Genomic DNA, 16,679 nt, shown 5'->3' on the forward strand with positions numbered 1-16,679 from the left:
AATTGACTCGTGCTTTTTTGTATTCTTTTATAAACAATAAATCTTGTGATTAAACAATGAAAATTATGGCTAGGATAATGAGGAGGCAAAAGAGTTGCAAATTTTTTTAATACGTATATAATTAAAGTCAAAGATAGTCAAAGTCAATAAAGGTGGCGGATAAATGAGAAATATATCTGATATCATTGAGCAATATCTAAAGCAAGTTATTGGCTTAAGCAACAATAATGTGATTGAAATTAAGAGAAGTGAGATCGCAGATCGATTTGATTGTGTTCCGTCTCAAATTAATTATGTAATCAATACCCGCTTTACATTGGAAAGAGGATTTGTAGTGGAAAGTAAACGAGGTGGAGGAGGTTACATTCGCATTATCAAAGTCAAATTGCATGACGATATAGACATTATTGATCAAATGTTTCATATGATTGAGCATAGTATTGCACAAGGAAATGCAGAAAGTATTATTATACGCTTAATAGAAGAAGGTATTGTAACAAAGAGGGAAGCTAAACTTATGTTAAGTGTATTAGATCGCTCTGTATTATTAATGGATGCATCTTCTCGAGATCAACTTAGGGCTCGCATATTATGCGCAATGTTAAGGACACTGAAATATAAATAAATATAACTTTTGTTAAGAAATGTTTTTGAGAGTATACAATTCATAATAGTTTTTTACAGACAACATGTATTTCTGCAAAACTGATTAAGTGAAGGGGAAATTTTAGTAATGTATGAAAAGTGTTATGAAATAGATCGTTCCTGTTGTAAAGGTGGGGATAGAGATGACTTGTCAAAACTGTAATATAAGACCAGCGGCCTTACATTATACAAAAGTAGTAAATGGAAAAAAGACGGAAGTTCATCTTTGCGAGCAATGTGCAGAACAAAGTGGCTATACGTCTTTCTTTCAATCATCACAATCTAATTTTTCCTTTCATGACTTATTAGCTGGATTGCTACATGGTGAACCGTCGATGTTTGAACAACAAGAGAATCATTTTACAGATTCAAAGGTTTTAAAATGCCCAAATTGTAAGATGACATATGAACAATTTGCAAAGGTGGGGCGTTTTGGCTGTTCTTCTTGCTATGAGGCATTTGGAGAACAAATAAAGCCAATGTTGAAGCGTCTTCATGGTGGTCATACGCATCATTGTGGAAAAATTCCAGAACATATGGGAGGAAATATCCACTTAAAGAAAGAATTAGATGAACTAAAACTAAGTTTGAAGCAATATGTACAGAAAGAAGAATTTGAAAAAGCGGCTCAAGTCCGTGATCAAATTCGAAGTATCGAAAATCAGCTTAGTGAGCATAGAAAGGGGGAATAATTCTATGTCACTGGATCGTATTATGAATGAAGCAATTAGCCCTTGGATGAAGGGAGATGGCCCTGATTCTGACATTGTTTTAAGCAGTCGTATTCGTTTGGCTCGTAATTTAAAAAATTATCATTTCCCTACTATGCAGACAGATGAAGAAGCTAAGCAGATTACTGAGTTATTTCAACAAAAGTTTGCTAATGAAACAACGGAAACTTTTGTTGGTTTTGAGTTATTGAAGATGAGTGATCTAAAGCCCTTGCAGCGGAGAGTTTTAGTAGAAAAACATTTAATTAGTCCTAACCTTGCAGGGACAGAATTTGGAGCTTGTCTATTATCAGAAAGTGAACATATGAGTGTAATGCTTAATGAAGAAGATCATGTGCGAATTCAATGTCTATTCCCTGGACTACAATTATCTGAGGCGCTTCAAAGTGCAAATCAAATGGATAATAAGATTGAAGAAGTGGTTGAGTATGCTTTTGATGAATCACTTGGTTATATTACCAGTTGTCCTACAAATGTAGGTACGGGGTTAAGAGCTTCTGTAATGATTCATTTCCCTGCACTTGTTTTAACGAAGCAAATAAACCGTATTATACAGGCAATTCAAAAATTAGGATTGGTAGTAAGGGGAATATATGGTGAAGGTAGCGAAGCGTTAGGGAATATATTTCAAGTCTCTAATCAGATGACACTAGGAAAGTCAGAAGAAGATATTATAGCAGATTTAAAGAGTGTCATTCATCAACTTATACAGCAAGAAAGATTAGCCCGAGAATTAATTGTGAAAAATTCAAGTATTGAGCTTGAAGATAAGGTGTATCGTTCTTACGGTGTTTTGGCCAATAGTCGTTTAATTGAATCAGTGGAGGCAGCTACTTGCTTATCCGATGTACGACTTGGCATTGATCTTGGTTATATAAAAAATATATCGAGCAATATTTTAACAGAGATAATGGTCCTGACCCAGCCAGGGATTTTACAACAATATGCAGGTGGTCCTTTAGGGCCAGAGGAAAGAGATTATCGAAGAGCAACGTTAATCCGTGAACGATTACGAATTGAACAAAATTGAGCGCAAGTAGGAGGCGATTTCTATGATGTTTGGAAGATTTACAGAGCGAGCACAGAAAGTATTAGCTTTATCTCAAGAAGAAGCAATTCGCATTGGGCATAATAATATTGGAACAGAACATATTTTACTTGGGCTTGTACGCGAAGGGGAAGGAATTGCAGCTAAAGCGTTAATTGCTCTTGGATTAAGTCCAGAAAAGGTACAAAAGGAAGTAGAAGCATTAATTGGTCGTGGAACAGAGGTATCTCAAACGGTTCATTATACACCTCGTGCCAAAAAGGTAATCGAATTATCTATGGACGAAGCGCGTAAATTAGGTCATTCCTATGTTGGAACAGAACATATTTTACTAGGTTTGATTCGTGAAGGTGAAGGCGTTGCAGCACGTGTTTTAAATAACTTAGGCGTAAGTTTAAATAAAGCAAGACAACAAGTACTACAGCTTCTTGGAAGTAATGAAGCTACTTCAGGTCACCAAGGTGGTTCTTCAACAAATGCGAATACACCAACACTTGATAGCTTAGCGCGTGATTTAACAGTTGTTGCACGTGAAAATCGATTAGACCCTGTTATCGGCCGTAGTAAGGAAATACAACGTGTTATTGAAGTACTGAGCCGTCGAACGAAAAATAATCCAGTGTTAATTGGAGAACCAGGTGTAGGTAAAACAGCAATCGCAGAAGGATTAGCGCAGCAAATCGTAAATAATGAAGTTCCGGAAACATTACGTGATAAGCGTGTTATGACATTAGATATGGGTACTGTTGTTGCTGGTACAAAATATCGCGGTGAGTTTGAAGATCGTTTAAAGAAAGTAATGGATGAGATTCGCCAAGCGGGTAATATCATTTTATTTATTGATGAACTTCATACATTAATTGGTGCAGGTGGTGCAGAGGGTGCAATCGATGCATCTAATATTTTAAAACCATCTTTAGCACGTGGTGAATTACAATGTATTGGAGCTACAACGCTAGATGAGTATCGTAAGTATATTGAAAAAGATGCAGCGTTAGAAAGACGTTTCCAACCAATCCAGGTTGATGAACCGAGTCTAGAAGAGTCTATTCAAATTTTAAAAGGTCTCCGTGACCGCTACGAGGCACATCATCGCGTATCCATTACAGACGATGCAATTGACGCAGCGGTAAAACTTTCAGATCGCTATATTACAGATCGTTTCTTACCTGATAAGGCAATTGATTTAATTGACGAAGCTGCATCAAAAGTTCGTTTGCGTTCATATACAACACCACCAAATTTAAAAGAACTTGAAGTGAAGCTTGAGGAAATTCGTAAAGAAAAAGATGCAGCTGTACAAAGCCAAGAATTTGAAAAGGCCGCTTCTTTACGAGATATGGAACAACGTTTACGTGAAAAATTAGAAGATACAAAACGTCAATGGAAAGAACAGCAAGGAAAAGAAAACTCAGAAGTAACAGTAGAAGATATTGCAAATGTTGTTTCTACATGGACACGTATTCCGGTTTCTAAACTTGCACAAACAGAAACAGATAAATTGCTGAACTTAGAGTCTATTTTACATGATCGTGTAATTGGTCAAGATGAAGCGGTTGTTGCTGTAGCAAAAGCAGTGCGACGTGCAAGAGCGGGGTTAAAAGATCCAAAACGTCCAATTGGTTCATTTATTTTCTTAGGACCGACTGGTGTAGGTAAGACAGAGCTAGCGCGAGCATTAGCAGAATCTATGTTCGGTGATGAGGATGCAATGATTCGTATCGATATGTCTGAGTATATGGAGAAACATTCTACATCTCGTTTAGTTGGATCTCCTCCAGGATATGTTGGGTACGAAGAAGGTGGTCAATTAACAGAAAAAGTTCGTCGCAAACCATACTCTGTTGTTCTATTAGATGAAGTAGAGAAAGCACATCCAGACGTATTTAACATTTTATTACAAGTGTTAGAAGACGGTCGTTTAACAGATTCTAAAGGCCGCACAGTTGATTTCCGAAATACAATTGTTATTATGACTTCTAACGTTGGTGCTGAGGCATTAAAACGTAATAAGCATCTTGGATTTAACGTGCAAGATGAGAGTCGCGACTATTCAGATATGAAAGGTAAAGTAATGGATGAATTGAAAAAGGCATTCCGTCCAGAATTCTTAAACCGCATCGATGAAATCATTGTGTTCCATATGCTTGAGAAAAAACATATTCAAGAAATTGTAACACTTATGGTAAATCAATTAGTGAAACGATTAAAAGAGCAAGAAATCGACTTAGAATTAACAATTGCAGCAATTGCAGCAATTGCTGATAAAGGATTTGATCGTGAATATGGTGCTCGACCACTTCGTAGGGCAATCCAGAAGCATGTGGAAGATCGATTATCAGAAGAACTTCTAAAAGGAGCAATTGAGAAAGGTCAAAAAGTTATCTTTGATGCAGAAGGAGAATCATTTGTCATTCACAGTGCAGAAAAGGTAAAATAAGTATAGACAAACAAAGAGGGCTATCAGGTAGCCCTCTTTGTTGTACGAGAAGAATTTATGTCTATAGATGAAAGTGAAGTGAAGTATAAAACAAAATGGCTAAAAAGAAAACAAAATTTATATGTCAAGAATGCGGATATCAATCACCAAAATATATGGGGAAATGCCCTGGGTGCGGACAATGGAATACACTTGTTGAAGAAATGGAACAAGTTGTATCATCACGGCGTCTTAACTATGCAAATGCAATTCAAACAGAAGTAACAAAGCCGCGGCGTCTTACAGAAGTGGAAACAAAGTCTGAAGCCCGTATTGAAACGAAATTCCAAGAGTTTAATCGTGTACTAGGTGGAGGGATTGTTGATGGTTCTCTTGTACTGATTGGTGGAGACCCTGGGATTGGGAAATCAACGTTGTTACTACAAATATCATCACAATTAGCAGACTCTTCGTATGATGTACTATATATATCGGGTGAAGAATCAGCGAAGCAAATTAAACTTCGCGCAGATCGTCTCCATGTAAATGGAGGTAATTTATTTGTTGTGTCGGAAACAGATTTGCAGCGAATCGCAGCGCATATTGAGGAAATGAATCCGTCCTTCGTTGTGATTGATTCCATTCAAACGATTTATTTACCAGAAGTGACTTCAGCACCTGGAAGTGTGGCACAAGTACGTGAATGTACAGCAGAACTGATGAAGCTTGCGAAAACGAAAGGGATTCCAATTTTTATTGTAGGGCATGTGACGAAAGAAGGTGCCATTGCAGGGCCACGTATGTTAGAACACATGGTAGATGCGGTCCTTTATTTTGAAGGGGATCGTCATCATACATATCGTATTTTGCGAGCGGTAAAAAACCGGTTTGGCTCTACAAATGAAATGGGTATTTTTGAAATGAAGGAACTTGGTCTTGCAGAAGTATTGAATCCTTCTGAAATTTTTCTAGAAGAAAGGCCTGTTGGAGTTGCAGGATCTACAGTTGTTGCTTCGATGGAAGGAACAAGACCTGTTTTAGTAGAAATACAAGCATTAATCTCTCCTACTAGTTTTGGAAATCCTCGGAGAATGGCTACAGGAATTGATCATAATCGAGTATCACTGATTATGGCAGTGCTAGAAAAAAGGTCTGGTTTATTATTACAAAACCAAGATGCGTATTTAAAGGTTGCTGGTGGTTTGAAATTAGACGAACCAGCAATTGATTTAGCGGTTGCTTTAAGTATCGCTTCAAGTTTTCGAGATAAATCAACTGCACCGACTGACGTGGTGATAGGAGAAGTGGGGTTAACTGGAGAAGTAAGAAGGGTATCAAGAATTGAACAACGTGTACAAGAAGCAGCTAAATTAGGATTTCAACGTGCTATTATCCCACGAAAAAATTTGGGGGGATGGACAATTCCTGATGGGATTGAAGTAGTTGGTGTTTCCAATTTAGGAGAGGCGCTTCGCTTGACATTAGGAGGCTAGGCTATGGAGGAAAACAAGCAACGTGTCAAAAGTATGATTAATATTTTACAGCTTGTTGCACCAGGAACACCGCTGCGTGATGGAATAGATAATGTACTTCGTGCACAGACAGGTGGCTTAATTGTTCTTGGATATAATGAACAAATTAAAAGTATTGTTGATGGAGGATTTCACATTAATTGTGCGTTTTCACCCGCTAGTTTATATGAATTGGCAAAAATGGATGGGGCGCTTATTTTAAATGAGACAGGAAGCAAAATTTTAATTGCAAATGCGCAATTAGTTCCTGAATCATCTATTGATTCTATTGAAACAGGGATGCGTCACCGTACGGCAGAACGTGTAGCAAAACAAACGGGTAGCCTTGTTATTGCTATTTCACAAAGACGTAATGTAATTACGCTATATCAGGGAAGTCTACGTTATACATTAAAGGATATAGGTGTTATTTTAACAAAAGCTAATCAAGCAATTCAAACTTTAGAAAAATATAAGGCAGTATGGAATGATGGTATTACGAATTTGGGCATTCTAGAATTTGAAGAGGTTGTTACGTTGTCCGAAGTAGTTCATGTTTTACATAGCGCTGAAATGGTACTTCGCATTAAGAATGAAATCCTAAGTTATATTCATGAACTAGGAACAGAAGGTAGACTCATTCGTTTACAACTGACAGAATTACTGGCAGATTTGGAAGCAGAAGCGGCATTGTTAATTAAAGACTATTATCAAGAGAAGACGCAAGATCATTATCAAATTTTAAAAAAATTACAGGAACTTGCTAATGCACAGCTTTTAGAAGACAGCGATTTAGTTAAATTGCTTGGTTACCCAGGACAAACGAACTTAGAAGAAAGTGTGACACCGAGAGGGTATCGAATTACAAGTAAAATTTCTAGAGTACCACCCCTTATTATTGAAAATTTAATTAATCGATTTAAAACATTGCAAGGTGTTTGCCGTGCAACGATTAATGAATTAGATGATGTGGAAGGAATTGGAGAAGTTCGAGCGAAGAAAATACGAGAAGGTTTAAAACGAATTCAAGAGCATCTTTATATGAGTAGACACAATTAAGAATATTACATTGATTCTACAATATAACGACACTAGAACATTTTTGGTATATGATATGGTATATTGGTAAATAAAACTATTTATGAAAAAACACGTCCGCTTTTGCATTCGGCGTTTTGAATAGCAAAACAATGGTTAATAATGAGTAGGAGGTGGTTGGATGTTAAAACGGATCGTACAGCTCTTCTTTTTAGTAATCGGGGGAGCGTTGGGGATTTTTCTAATCCCAAAAATTATTGATGTATTGGATATTGGTGCAGTCCCTTTTCTTGAAGGTTCATATGTTCGTGCAATTATTGGTGCAATTATTTTATTTTTAACAACATTTTGGCTTGTAGATTATATTGTTCAGCTTATTAAACACATTGAAGAAGCCCTTGTAAAGGCGCCCGTAGCAGATGTTTTATTTGGTACGTTAGGGTTAATCTCTGGTCTTATTGTTGCATATTTAATTTTGATACCAATTCGTGAATTTACAATTCCAGTCATTAGCACTGTATTACAAATCTTCTTTACACTTTTACTTGGCTATTTAGGTTTCCAAGTAGGATTTAAAAAGAGAAATGAACTGTTAGGATTATTTACATTACCACAGCGCGGTGGTAAGAAGAAAAATAATAATAGCGAAAGTGAAGAAATAGAAACAGAAGAATCTTCTTCACATTGGAAAATCCTTGATACAAGTGTAATTATTGATGGACGCATTGCTGATATTTGCCAAACTAAGTTTTTAGAAGGAACAATTGTCATTCCGCAGTTTGTATTAGAGGAATTGCAACATATTGCTGATTCTTCGGATGCATTAAAGCGTAATCGAGGTCGCAGAGGATTAGATATTTTAAACCGTATTCAAAAAGAGATGCCAATTCCGGTAGAGATTTATGAAGGCGATTTCGAAGACATTCAGGAAGTGGACAGCAAGCTTGTGAAATTAGCGAAAGTAACTGGTGGTACTGTTGTCACAAATGATTTTAATTTAAATAAAGTTTCCGAACTACAAGGAGTAACAGTTCTGAACATTAATGATTTAGCAAATGCGATTAAACCGGTTGTGCTACCTGGTGAAGAATTAAGTGTTTACGTTGTTAAAGATGGAAAAGAGCAAAATCAAGGTGTTGCTTACTTAGATGATGGTACGATGATTGTAGTAGAAGACGGTAGGGAGTATGTCGGTTCACAACTTGATGTGCTTGTTACGAGTGTATTACAAACATCTGCTGGCCGCATGATTTTTGCAAAGCGTAAATTATTAGAAAAAGCATTATAAGTAGAGGATTATTAGCATGTATACATTAATTATTCCGGCAGCGGGCCAAGGGAAACGAATGGGTGCTGGTAAAAATAAATTATTTTTGCTTATTGATGAAGTGCCTATTATTGTGCATACATTACGTGCTTTTGAGAAAGATGAAGCATGTGAAAGTATTATTATGGCAATTAATGAAGAAGAACGTTCCTATTTTGAAGAGTTAATGCAGAGATATCCGATTCAAAAAAGTGTGCAGTTTATTCAAGGTGGGGCTGAAAGACAAGATAGTGTATATAATGCACTTCAGCATGTGAAGCAAACTGAGTATGTTCTCGTACATGATGGAGCGCGTCCATTTGTAACAAATAAAATGACCCATGATGTCTTAAATGCAGCGAAGCAAAAAGGTGCTTCCATTTGTGCAGTACCTGTAAAGGATACAGTAAAGAGGGTAGAACAAAATACAGTTGTTGAAACAGTTGAGCGTTCTCACCTTAGAGCTGTACAAACACCGCAAGGATTTTCTGTTGCACTTTTACTAGAAGCGCATCAAAGTGCAAAACAGGGATGTTTTCTTGGTACAGATGATGCAAGTCTTGTAGAACGCATTGGCAAGGAAGTAGGCGTAGTAGAGGGTAGTTATTATAATATTAAAGTAACGACACCAGAAGATTTATTAATCGCTGAAAGTTTCTTGCAGGTTCAGAAGGGATAGCGGCAGTGGTATAATATAAAGAAAAGCTCGGTCACTGCCGGGCTTTTCTTTATAGGGACAGCGATATAATATAGAGTCATAAAGCTTAGTAGTTTAGCTTGAGGAGGATGTAAACAATGTTTCGAATTGGGCAAGGTTTTGATGTACATGAATTTGCAGAAGGTAGACCGCTGATTATCGGTGGGATTACAATTCCATATGAGAAAGGTTTGTTAGGTCACTCAGACGCAGATGTACTTTTGCATACAATTGCTGATGCATGTTTAGGAGCGATTGCTGCAGGTGACATCGGAAAACATTTTCCGGATACAGATCCTGCCTTTAAGGATGCTGATTCGGCGGTATTATTAAAAAAGGTTTGGGAATTTGTGCATGAACAAGGCTATGAATTAGGTAACTTAGACTGTACAATTATTGCACAGAAGCCAAAGATGGCACCACATATTGAAAGTATGCGAAAGCGTATTAGTGAGTTGCTAGAAACTTCTATTGACAATATTAATGTAAAGGCAACAACAACAGAAAAATTAGGTTTTACAGGTAGAGAAGAAGGAATTGCTTCTCAAGCAGTGGTCTTATTGCAGAAAAATAATGGTTTTTGATTTGCAAGATGGATAATCGTATTTTTTTGGTGTACAATTATAGAATGTGTTGACATTAAGAATGGAAGGTGTACCAATTATGGAAAAGCAAGTGAGAGTGCGCTATGCGCCAAGTCCAACAGGACACTTACATATCGGAAATGCGCGTACGGCATTATTTAATTATTTATTTGCTCGTCATCAAGATGGCAAGTTTATTATTCGTATTGAAGATACTGATGTAAAACGTAACGTTGCTGGTGGTGAAGAAAGCCAATTAAAATACTTGAAATGGCTCGGCATGGACTGGGATGAGGGTGTTGATGTTGGCGGTGAATATGGACCGTATCGTCAAACAGAACGTTTAGATATTTATAAAAAGTTATATGAAGATTTATTAGAGCGTGGTTTAGCTTATAAATGTTATATGACAGAAGAAGAATTAGAAGCAGAACGCGAGGGACAAATTGCTCGTGGTGAAACACCTCGTTATGCAGGTAATCACCGTGATTTAACAGAAGAACAAATCAAACAATTTGAAGCGGAAGGCCGCATTCCAAGTATTCGTTTCCGTGTACCAGCTGATCGCGACTACACATTTAAAGACATCGTAAAAGATGAAGTTGCTTTCCATTCAAATGACTTTGGTGACTTTGTTATTGTGAAAAAAGATGGCATTCCAACTTATAACTTTGCGGTAGCAGTAGACGATCATTTAATGGAAATTACGCACGTTCTTCGCGGTGATGATCATATTTCTAACACACCAAAACAAATGATGATTTATGAAGCGCTTGGATGGGATATCCCGCAGTTTGGTCATATGACATTAATCGTAAATGAAAGTCGTAAAAAATTAAGTAAACGCGATGAATCTATTATTCAATTTATTGAACAATATCAAGCGCTTGGATATCTTCCAGAAGCAATCTTTAACTTTATCGCATTATTAGGTTGGTCACCAGTAGGAGAAGAAGAAATTTTCTCTAAAGATGAATTTATTGAAATGTTTGATGCAGCTCGTTTATCAAAATCGCCTGCATTATTCGATTCTCAAAAACTAAAATGGATGAACAACCAATATATGAAAAAGCAAGATTTAGATGCTGTTGTGGCATTAAGCTTACCGCATTTAGTGAAAGCTGGTCGTGTAAGTGAAAGCTTAAGCGAACAAGAACAAGCTTGGGTTCGTGATGTAATTGCTTTATACCATGAACAAATGAGCTTTGGAGCTGAAATTGTAGAGCTTTCTGAAATGTTCTTCAAAGATCATGTAGACTATGAAGAAGAAGGACAAGAAGTATTGAAAGGTGAACAAGTACCTGAAGTACTTCGTGCATTCGCAGCGGAATTAGAAGCTTTAGAAGAAGTAGAGCCGGCAGCAATTAAAAAGGCAATTAAGGTTGTTCAAAAGGAAACAGGCCATAAAGGTAAAAACTTATTTATGCCAATTCGTGTTGCAACAACTGGACAAACACATGGCCCAGAACTTCCAAATGCAATTGCGCTTCTTGGAAAAGAGACAGTTTTAAATCGTATTCGTAAAGTAATTGGTTAACATTTAACGAATTTAGAAATATAATAAGAGTACTAAAAAACGAATAAGGAAAAGCGACGAGAAGGAGAAGTAGAAAGTCAGGCTTTTTACAGAGAGAACCACCTTTTGGCTGGAAGTGGTTTATAAGCGGATTTTCGAAATGCCCCTTCGAGTCTTCTGCCCAACAACGAATCATTTCGGGAAACGTCTAATGACGCAAAGTAAGCAGAAGCGGTGTAAACCGTTATCATGGATGAGTTTGAGGCTTTTTTTAGCCTAAACAGAGTGGAACCGCGCTTATAAGGCGTCTCTGTCAATTTGACAGAGGCGTCTTTTTTTATACCATGTAAATGATTATAAGTCTTTATGTATTTGAATAAAGACTGGGGGATAAGTGAGGGAGAAATCAGTTCACTCGGAAAAGCAACCCATAAAGGGGAGGGGACATCGATGTTTAAGAGGCTTCGAGAAGATATTGAAGTCGTTTTTGAACAAGATCCAGCGGCAAGAGGTTATTTCGAAGTCATTTTAACGTATTCTGGATTACATGCAGTTTGGGCACATCGAATTGCACATGCTTTTTATAAAAAGAATTTTTTCTTTATTGCACGTTGGATTTCACAAGTTAGTCGTTTTTTTACTGGTATTGAGATTCATCCAGGAGCAACAATTGGTCGACGCTTTTTCATTGACCATGGTATGGGAGTTGTTATTGGCGAGACATGTGAAATTGGAGATAATGTAACAATTTATCAAGGAGTTACTCTTGGTGGTACGGGGAAAGAAAAAGGGAAAAGGCACCCAACAATTCAAGATAATGTATTAATTGCGACAGGTGCAAAAGTACTTGGATCCATTACCGTTGGAGAAAATTCTAAAATTGGGGCAGGGTCTGTCGTATTAAAAGAAGTTCCTGCACATTCTACAGTTGTAGGTATACCTGGTCGTGTCGTAATTCAAAATGGAGTAAAGATTGGTCAGGAATTAAATCATTCAGATCTTCCAGATCCAATTTTTGATAAATTGAAAGTGATGGAAGCAGAGCTTGAGGCATTAAAGAAGCAACTTGCATTAAAAGTAGAGAGGAAGGATAAAAATGACTATTCACATTTATAATACGTTAACGCGTCAAAAGGAAGCGTTTGTTCCATTGGAAGAAAATAAGGTGAAAATGTATGTGTGCGGTCCTACAGTATACAACTATATCCATATTGGGAATGCAAGACCACCTATGGTATTCGATACAGTACGTCGTTATTTAGAACATAAAGGGTACGATGTACAATATGTTTCTAACTTTACTGATGTAGATGATAAATTAATTAAAGCGGCGAATGAGCTAGGAGAAGATGTTCCAACAATTGCAGATCGCTTTGTTGAAGCGTACTTTGAAGATGTAACGGCGCTAGGTTGCAAACATGCGACAGTTCATCCTCGTGTAACAGAAAATATGGATATCATTATTGAGTTTATTCAGGAACTTGTGAATAAAGGTTATGCATATGAATCTGAAGGTGATGTTTATTACAGAACAAAGGAATTTGAAGGTTACGGTAAATTATCACATCAACCAATTGCAGACCTGCGTCATGGGGCGCGTATTGAAGTTGGAGAGAAGAAACACGATCCACTTGACTTTGCATTATGGAAAGCAGCGAAAGAAGGAGAAATCTTCTGGGAGAGCCCTTGGGGGAAAGGTCGTCCAGGATGGCATATCGAATGCTCGGCAATGGCACGTAAATATTTAGGGGATACAATCGATATTCATGCTGGTGGTCAAGATTTAACATTCCCACATCATGAAAATGAGATTGCACAATCAGAAGCTTTGACTGGAAAAACATTTGCACGTTACTGGATGCATAATGGATATATTAATATTAACAATGAAAAGATGTCTAAGTCATTAGGAAACTTCATTTTAGTTCACGATATTATTAAACAGTATGATCCACAGTTAATCCGATTCTTTATGTTATCTGTACATTATCGTCATCCAATCAACTTTAGTGAAGAGTTATTGCAAAGTACGAATAATGGATTAGAGAGAATTAAAACGGCTTATGGAAACTTAAAACATCGCATGGAAAGCAGTGCGGATTTAACGGACCATAATGAGAAATGGTTAGCTGAAATGGATAAATTCCAAGTGGCATTTGAAGAAGCGATGGATGATGACTTCAATACAGCAAATGCGATAACTGAGTTATATAATTTAGCAAATCATGCGAATCAATATTTATTAGAAGAGCATACGTCAAAAATTGTCATTGAAGCATATGTAAAACAATTTGAAACATTGTTTGGCATTTTAGGTTTAGAATTAGCAAAAGAAGAGTTGCTTGATGAAGAGATTGAAGCACTCATCCAAAAACGTATCGAGGCTCGTAAAAATCGTGATTTTGCATTATCTGATCAAATTCGTGATAATTTAAAAGAGCGTAATATTATTTTAGAAGATACCGCTCAAGGTACAAGATGGAAAAGAGGATAAGTATGATCGATGCAAAGCAATTAAATAGCTTGGCGTTAGCATATATGGGTGATGCGGTATATGAACAATATATCCGCTATCACCTTCTTCAAAAAGGAACGGTTCGTCCTAACCAGCTACATCGTTTAGGGACAAGCTTTGTTTCAGCGAAAGCGCAAGCGAAAGTGGTTTATCATTTATTAGAAACGGCATTCTTAACAGAGGAAGAAGAAGCGGTACTAAGAAGAGGGCGTAATGCAAATTCGGGTACTGTGCCGAAAAATACGGATGTACAAACATATCGTTATAGCACGGCCTTTGAGGCACTGCTTGGTTATCATTATTTATTGAACAATCGAGAAAGATTAGAAGAACTTGTATATAAGGCAATTGATGTTTTAGAAGCGAAGGAAGGGGGCGCATCATCATGAGTAGTGAATACATTATTGGACGTAACCCTGTAATTGAAGCGTTACGATCTGGAAGAGATATTAATAAGATTTGGATTGCAGAAGGTGCTGCCAAAGGACAAGTACAAATTGTATTAGCGTTAGCAAAAGAAAATAAAATTATTTTGCAGCATGCACCAAAGAAAAAGTTAGATCAACTTGTTGAAGGGAACCATCAAGGTGTAATTGCGCAAGTGGCGGCATATCAATATGCAGAGTTAGAGGATTTATTTGACGTGGCTGCTAAGCGTAATGAGGATCCTTTCTTCTTAATCTTAGATGAAATTGAGGATCCACATAATTTAGGCTCTATTATGCGTACGGCGGATGCGACTGGGGCTCATGGGATTATTATTCCGAAAAGAAGGGCTGTAGGTCTTACAGCATCAGTTGCAAAAGCTTCTACAGGAGCAATTGAATACATTCCTGTTGTGCGTGTGACAAATTTATCTCGTACAATTGATGAATTGAAGGAACGCGGTCTTTGGATTGCGGGTACAGATGCAAAAGGAAAAACGGATTACCGTAACCTAGATGGTAATATGCCAATCGGATTAGTAATTGGTAGCGAAGGGAAAGGTATGAGCCGTATTATTGGCGAAAAATGTGATTTCCTAATTCACTTACCGATGGTTGGTAAAGTTACATCCTTAAATGCTTCGGTAGCTGCAAGTCTGTTAATGTATGAGGTATATCGTAAACGTCAACAAATCGGTGAGTGAAAATGAACGATATTTTAATCGTTGATGGTTACAACATTATTGGGGCTTGGAGAGACTTAAAAAAATTGAAGGATGTAGATTTACAGGCATCAAGGGACGCGCTAATTGATAAAATGGCGGATTATCAAGGCTACACAGGAACGAGAGTAATAATTGTATTTGATGCTTATACAGTTCACGGTATTGAGAAGAAGATGAAACAATCGCGTGTTGAAGTTATTTTCACAAGGAAAAATCAAACGGCCGATGAAAAAATTGAACAGCTCGCGATTGAGCTTCGTAACATTAATACACAAATTTATGTTGCGACTTCTGATTATACGGAGCAGTGGGTCATCTTTGCGCAAGGAGCACTTAGGAAATCAGCTCGCGAACTAGAGATAGAAGTGCAGGCGATGGAACAACAAGTGCGCCAGCAGACGCAAGTTACAAAAGAGAAACAGCCTACTATGCGAACGATATTTAGTAAAGATATTACAGAAAAATTAGAAAAATTAAGGCGAGGAGAGCGTTGAAACATTGACGCTCTTCAAACGCTTACTGTATAATATTTCTAAATAAATAGCGGTCGGAGGGATCAGAGTGGAAGCAGGCTTCGTAAGTACCAACAACGTTACGTTTCGCGATTTAGAGGATGAGGCGATAGTTGAGTTAGTTCGAAAAGGTAATATTGATGCTCTTGAATATTTAATTCACAAGTATAAGAACTTTGTTCGTGCAAAATCAAGATCGTATTTTTTAGTAGGGGCCGATCGAGAGGATATTGTTCAAGAGGGTATGATTGGATTGTTTAAAGCAATTCGTGATTATAAAGAGGACAAGCTATCTTCTTTTAAAGCATTTGCTGAATTGTGTATTACTCGTCAAATTATTACTGCTATTAAGACAGCAACGAGACAAAAACATATTCCTTTAAATTCGTATGTTTCTTTAGATAAACCGATTTACGATGAGGAATCTGATCGTACGCTATTAGATGTTATTTCGGAAGCAAAGGTGACTGATCCTGAAGAGATGATCATCAGTCAGGAAGAATATACCGACATAGAACTAAAAATATCTGAATTATTAAGCGATTTAGAAAGAAAAGTTCTTTCTTTATATTTGGATGGTCGTTCTTATCAAGAAATCTCAGAGCAACTAAATAGGCATGTGAAATCGATTGATAATGCTCTGCAACGTGTAAAAAGAAAATTGGAACGATATATGGAAATGAGAGAAAATACAACTTTAAACTCATAGTATATGCTGCAGGAGTGAAGTGAATCTCCTGCTTTCTTTTTGTAAGAGAGTAAGCGGCATGTCATTGACATTACCTTTTATTGTATGATACATTTTTAGGGACATAACGTTACAAGGTTGGTGTAACAAATGAGAAAAAAAGTTGTACTCTCATGTGAAGAGTGTAAAAATCGAAACTACTCTACAATGAAAGATACGAGCTCAGTGGAGCGACTTGAGATAAAGAAGTTTTGTAAAACATGCAATCAGCATACAGTTCATAAGGAAACAAAATAAATAATCGAAATAATACACTGGA

Annotated in this window: 17 protein-coding genes and 1 other annotated feature; all 17 genes read left to right on the plus strand. The window is 37.0% G+C overall.

Features of this window, described 5'->3' with window-relative positions; all coding sequences use genetic code 11:
• Positions 1-163: 163 nt before the first annotated feature.
• The 17 genes from V7183_RS02995 to rpmG all read left to right on the plus strand — a co-directional run bounded on the left by V7183_RS02995 (position 164) and on the right by rpmG (position 16,657).
• Positions 164-625 (plus strand): CtsR family transcriptional regulator, encoded by a 462-nt coding sequence (locus tag V7183_RS02995; RefSeq protein WP_097898959.1) that lies wholly within the window; start codon positions 164-166, stop codon positions 623-625.
• A gap of 163 nt (positions 626-788) precedes the next feature.
• Entirely contained in the window at positions 789-1,337 is a 549-nt protein-coding gene (locus V7183_RS03000; protein ID WP_335358652.1) for a UvrB/UvrC motif-containing protein, read from the plus strand.
• 4 nt (positions 1,338-1,341) lie between these two features.
• A complete protein-coding gene (locus V7183_RS03005) occupies positions 1,342-2,406 on the plus strand; it encodes a protein arginine kinase (protein WP_335358653.1) in 1,065 nt (354 codons plus the stop codon).
• Positions 2,407-2,428: 22 nt separating this feature from the next.
• Complete coding sequence (clpC, locus tag V7183_RS03010; protein WP_335358654.1) at positions 2,429-4,864, plus strand: ATP-dependent protease ATP-binding subunit ClpC; 2,436 nt, start codon at positions 2,429-2,431, stop codon at positions 4,862-4,864.
• Positions 4,865-4,959: 95 nt separating this feature from the next.
• The gene (gene radA / locus V7183_RS03015) at positions 4,960-6,336 is read left to right on the plus strand and encodes a DNA repair protein RadA (protein ID WP_097898955.1); all 1,377 of its coding nucleotides are present in this window, start codon (positions 4,960-4,962) and stop codon (positions 6,334-6,336) included.
• Positions 6,337-6,339: 3 nt separating this feature from the next.
• Positions 6,340-7,413: a DNA integrity scanning diadenylate cyclase DisA gene (disA, locus tag V7183_RS03020; RefSeq protein ID WP_097898954.1), complete on the plus strand. Its 1,074-nt coding sequence runs from the start codon at positions 6,340-6,342 to the stop codon at positions 7,411-7,413.
• Between the two features lie 160 nt (positions 7,414-7,573).
• The gene (locus tag V7183_RS03025; RefSeq protein WP_335358655.1) at positions 7,574-8,680 is read left to right on the plus strand and encodes a PIN/TRAM domain-containing protein; all 1,107 of its coding nucleotides are present in this window, start codon (positions 7,574-7,576) and stop codon (positions 8,678-8,680) included.
• Between the two features lie 16 nt (positions 8,681-8,696).
• A complete protein-coding gene (gene ispD / locus V7183_RS03030) occupies positions 8,697-9,377 on the plus strand; it encodes a 2-C-methyl-D-erythritol 4-phosphate cytidylyltransferase (protein ID WP_097898952.1) in 681 nt (226 codons plus the stop codon).
• Between the two features lie 116 nt (positions 9,378-9,493).
• Positions 9,494-9,979: a 2-C-methyl-D-erythritol 2,4-cyclodiphosphate synthase gene (ispF, locus tag V7183_RS03035; RefSeq protein WP_335358656.1), complete on the plus strand. Its 486-nt coding sequence runs from the start codon at positions 9,494-9,496 to the stop codon at positions 9,977-9,979.
• Positions 9,980-10,058: 79 nt separating this feature from the next.
• Positions 10,059-11,516 carry a glutamate--tRNA ligase gene (gene gltX, locus V7183_RS03040; RefSeq protein ID WP_097898950.1) on the plus strand — a complete coding sequence of 486 codons (1,458 nt, stop codon included), beginning with the start codon at positions 10,059-10,061 and terminating at the stop codon, positions 11,514-11,516.
• Positions 11,517-11,563: 47 nt separating this feature from the next.
• Positions 11,564-11,810: a binding site (T-box leader), on the plus strand.
• 135 nt (positions 11,811-11,945) lie between these two features.
• Positions 11,946-12,611, plus strand: coding sequence for a serine O-acetyltransferase (gene cysE / locus V7183_RS03045; RefSeq protein ID WP_097898949.1), 666 nt, complete (start codon positions 11,946-11,948; stop codon positions 12,609-12,611).
• Complete coding sequence (gene cysS, locus V7183_RS03050; RefSeq protein WP_335358657.1) at positions 12,592-13,989, plus strand: cysteine--tRNA ligase; 1,398 nt, start codon at positions 12,592-12,594, stop codon at positions 13,987-13,989. The genes cysE and cysS overlap by 20 nt, the downstream gene beginning before the upstream one ends.
• A 2-nt stretch (positions 13,990-13,991) precedes the next feature.
• A complete protein-coding gene (locus V7183_RS03055) occupies positions 13,992-14,399 on the plus strand; it encodes a Mini-ribonuclease 3 (protein WP_335358658.1) in 408 nt (135 codons plus the stop codon).
• A complete protein-coding gene (gene rlmB, locus V7183_RS03060) occupies positions 14,396-15,139 on the plus strand; it encodes a 23S rRNA (guanosine(2251)-2'-O)-methyltransferase RlmB (RefSeq protein ID WP_097898946.1) in 744 nt (247 codons plus the stop codon). The genes V7183_RS03055 and rlmB overlap by 4 nt, the downstream gene beginning before the upstream one ends.
• Before the next feature lie 2 nt (positions 15,140-15,141).
• Positions 15,142-15,654, plus strand: a complete 513-nt coding sequence (locus tag V7183_RS03065) for an NYN domain-containing protein (protein WP_097898945.1) — start codon at positions 15,142-15,144, stop codon at positions 15,652-15,654.
• A gap of 67 nt (positions 15,655-15,721) precedes the next feature.
• A complete protein-coding gene (locus V7183_RS03070) occupies positions 15,722-16,381 on the plus strand; it encodes an RNA polymerase factor sigma-70 (RefSeq protein WP_097898944.1) in 660 nt (219 codons plus the stop codon).
• Positions 16,382-16,510: 129 nt separating this feature from the next.
• On the plus strand, positions 16,511-16,657 hold the full coding sequence (rpmG, locus tag V7183_RS03075; RefSeq protein ID WP_002070160.1) for a 50S ribosomal protein L33: 147 nt from the start codon (positions 16,511-16,513) through the stop codon (positions 16,655-16,657).
• Positions 16,658-16,679 lie beyond the last annotated feature (22 nt).

Source organism: Bacillus sp. JJ1127, from assembly GCF_036965845.1.
GTDB lineage: Bacteria > Bacillota > Bacilli > Bacillales > Bacillaceae_G > Bacillus_A.